Genomic DNA, 3,561 nt, shown 5'->3' with positions numbered 1-3,561 from the left:
GAACCAGTGGGTGCGAGCATACAGAAAAAAGCGTTTTTGCCCCAGCCCCAACATTTGTGCCACCAAGTGCGAATGAGTCCTTTTTTACCACACCTCTCCGTTGAGCGCTCCTTCCTGAAGTTGATACTGAGTGGTTTTTGCCTGAAATACGATGTTACAGGTGGTATTCGAGAGGCTGCCTGGGGTTTTGCCAGGGTTTATGATCACATTAAGGGAGACTTGGGGGTCAGGTCTTGTTTTTTGCACCGATTGTGCTGTTCATGAAACCAACATTTGTTCCCGTAACCTACGATCAAAGTCAAAAGTCCTTATGCTCGATTGGTAGGTGGAGCAAGTAATTTTAGTATTTTCATTTTTTGATAAAAATTCATGTGTGAAATTTATCAATACCTTCCTGAGATGTTGTTTTTGCCGTTTTGCCTCTATATGCAACGCTATAAACAGTATTCAATAATCTATTAATCAGATTTTTTTAATGCACTTCCTTTTTGAGGCAAATGCACATGTAAATTTGTTTGACATTTGGAACTAGGTTGAAGATATTTAAGATATCCCAAAAAACGAGGTATTATCATGGAAATTACTCCAGAAGAAAAAGACATGCTTATCAGAATCGTAAACAATCAGTACAGCGGGGGTGCGTACAAGCGCGCAACATGGATCGACAAGGTCTGCTGCAACAAAGCGGGCAGGGCGGTGCTTGACGCGCTCTGTCAGAAGGGCTTGGCCGAAACAGGATTGGGAGGAACTGTGGCAGGTGATACCTATAGGGCATGCTGGTTAACACAGAAAGGGAAGGAGGCAATAGGGGCAGAGTAGAGAGTTGGCGTTTTATTGGAGTTGCTTTTGAGTTTTTTGATGCATGCATTTACTAAGGACTATAGTGTCATAGCCTTTCCACGCCCAGCGGGTACCCGCCTTCATCAAACCATACATTCAGTTTTTCAGAATACGGCTTTCTAATCAAAGTTCTTCCTGCAATGTTGACTTTGCTATTACTGCCAATGATGCAGGATTACAAATGGGAATTTATTTCTGATTATTTTGCGAAATTTATCTGTCCCCGGTCTATGGGTTGAGCAATCACTGCATACAATACAGAATTAATATTTTAATGAAATACTACAAATCATGTGGTGCCAATATACTATGGAATGAATTGCATCTATTTGATATACTGAGTATTATCTTATATTTTCATTCAACAATGTTGTTGACATAATTCATGGCAAATACTAATGTTCCCATGGATAAAAAGATATTAGGAGGAATTTATATATGGGTGACTTGGAAAAATCAGGATTAGAAATTGTTGCTAAATTAATGTCAATATCTGCCAGAACAGCTCCGAAGTCCGGCGGTATTGACCATGTGCACATAATGGTTGCGAGTTCGAAAGAACAAAAATCTATCGCTGACATGATGAAAAAAATTGCAGAAGAAATTTGTCGAAAATTACCTAATCACGAACTTGGAAATGCAATAAAAGAAGACTGGGAAAGTGATGCCAACACTATTATAGAATCCGGCCTTTTGGTATTAATAGGGATTGAAGGTAGAAAAATAATAGGTCTGAATTGTGGAGGATGTGGATTTCCTACCTGTTCGGAAATGTTAAAACACCCTCGGATTTCCTTAACAGAACATAGCCTCCCTGGTCCTTATTGTATTTTTAAAGTGATGGATTTCAGTATTGCTTCTGCATCAGCAGTTAAAACTGCAATGGAACACAATGTTGATAACCGCATGATGCATAAAGCAGGAGTTGCGGCTTTAAAATTAGGTATTTTAAACCCATGTGATTTAATAATCGGTATACCGTTATCAGCAACAGGAAAAAATATTTATTTTGACAGAGCAGATAAGCTCAATGCTTGGAAGATAATCAAACCGAATAAAAAATAATAACAATTTTTGTGTTATCTCCATTTTATTCGGTAATCCTCAATTCACTGCTGCTTGGCTAATACTCAATAGTTAGGTGCAAAGCGCAATTTTCAATATTGATTTGATTTAGAATCCCATTTCCAAGATGCACTTCCGTACTCCGCAGTTTGTGGACTATCTCCTTTATTCTATCTTTCAAGCAGAAAGCGTGATTATGAGGGTGGAAAATAATTAATCTACTGATTCAGCCGAACGCAACACAACATTGCAATTTTAACAAATTGTTATAAGCAGCAAAAAATGTATCCGGTAACACTGTATGATCACTAATAGCCGTTTATTCTGTTTGACAATAAAAATTAAGCGAGATAGGGTTTAAGAAATTATAGTTTTTAATAGAATTATTATTAGGCATACCGAGGAGGATAAACTATGCTGACAAAAATACTTAGAGGAGTGTTGTTGCTTGTCATATTCATATCAGTTGACACGGCATTTGCTGACGGGTCTCTCAGGTGCGGATTAAAGCCTTTGCCAGATTTGGGTTGTCGAGTAGGGAGGTGCGTTGATGGACACTGGGAGCAGATATGCGGTAGTTCATCTTGTGGGCTAAAACCATTACCTGAGCTTGGTTGTCAAATTGGGCGATGTGTTGATGGACACTGGGAGCAAGTATGTGGTAGCTCACCATCACTATCATGCGGATTAAAGCCTTTGCCAGATTTGGGTTGTCGAGTAGGGAGGTGCGTTGATGGACACTGGGAGCAGATATGTAATTGATGTCTAAAAAGCGCTTCGAGAAGGGTGTTTTGCTTTCAATCGTAAACCATCAGTCCTTGCTGCTGTTTGACTTCGGCGATTGGTAGGTGTTAAAAAAAGAGTCATCAAGGAAAGGGCGGGGGCGCATTTCAATAGGTAATTCTTGCTTCTGGGAAACCGCGAAGCCGCTTCTTTTATTGTAACATTAAACAATATTAAACAATATTAAATAATTCTGTAATAGTATTTTCACTTGTAAATTTATTAAAATTACAGGAGAATTAGGAAAAGGAACATAGGGATCAATATACTGGAAGAAAAACCGGGGGAATGTTGTCGGAAACTATTCAACTTTCGGATTTGATTGAGCGGTATAACAGGAACGCAGAGGCTTACAGGTCAACTCAATACAATGAGACCCAACTCAGGCGCGAATTCCTCGACCCTTTCTTTGACACCCTCGGATGGGATGTGGAGAATAAGAATGGCTATGCTGAAGCGTATAAAGATGTAGTTCACGAAGATGCGATAAAAATAGGCGGCGTTACGAAAGCACCTGACTATAGTTTTCGTATCGGCGGCACGAGGAAGTTTTTTGTAGAAGCGAAGAAGCCGTCAATTCATATCAAAGAAGCCCTTGATTCATCATTCCAGTTAAGACGTTATGCATGGTCAGCTAAATTACCCCTTTCCATACTCACAAATTTTGAAGAATTTGCCGTCTATGACTGCCGTATAAAGCCCGACAAAACCGATAAGGCGGCAATCGGGCGCATCCTGTATTTTACTTATGCTGAATATGAGAAACATTGGGCGGAGATTGCATCCATCTTCTCACGTGAGGCAGTGCTTAAAGGCTCCTTCGATAAGTATGCCGAGTCAACCAAAACAAAGAAAGGCACTGCGGAAGTGGAT

At 39.8% G+C, this 3,561-nt stretch carries 3 protein-coding genes; all 3 read left to right on the top strand.

The annotated features are described in order from the left end of the window. Positions 1-573: 573 nt before the first annotated feature. Positions 574-819, top strand: coding sequence for a hypothetical protein (locus NT178_08250; GenBank protein MCX5812520.1), 246 nt, complete (start codon positions 574-576; stop codon positions 817-819). Between the two features lie 459 nt (positions 820-1,278). Beyond that, entirely contained in the window at positions 1,279-1,905 is a 627-nt protein-coding gene (locus NT178_08245; protein MCX5812519.1) for a DUF2148 domain-containing protein, read from the top strand. Positions 1,906-2,976: 1,071 nt separating this feature from the next. Then, positions 2,977-3,561, top strand: a 585-nt coding sequence (locus NT178_08240) for a type I restriction enzyme HsdR N-terminal domain-containing protein (GenBank protein ID MCX5812518.1), incomplete at its 3' end; no start/stop codon positions are given.

It is taken from the genome of Pseudomonadota bacterium, from assembly GCA_026388255.1.
Classification (GTDB): domain Bacteria; phylum Desulfobacterota; class Syntrophorhabdia; order Syntrophorhabdales; family Syntrophorhabdaceae; genus JAPLKB01.
The sequence above is the reverse complement of the archived record's forward strand: the minus strand, read 5'-3'. Positions and strand labels throughout refer to the sequence as shown.

What these genes read in the sequence shown, in the direction of transcription:
- NT178_08250 (MCX5812520.1), top strand. Translation starts at nt 574, where the DNA reads ATGGAAATTACTCCAGAAGAAAAAGACATGCTTATCAGAATCGTAAAC.
- NT178_08245 (MCX5812519.1), top strand. Translation starts at nt 1,279, where the DNA reads ATGGGTGACTTGGAAAAATCAGGATTAGAAATTGTTGCTAAATTAATG.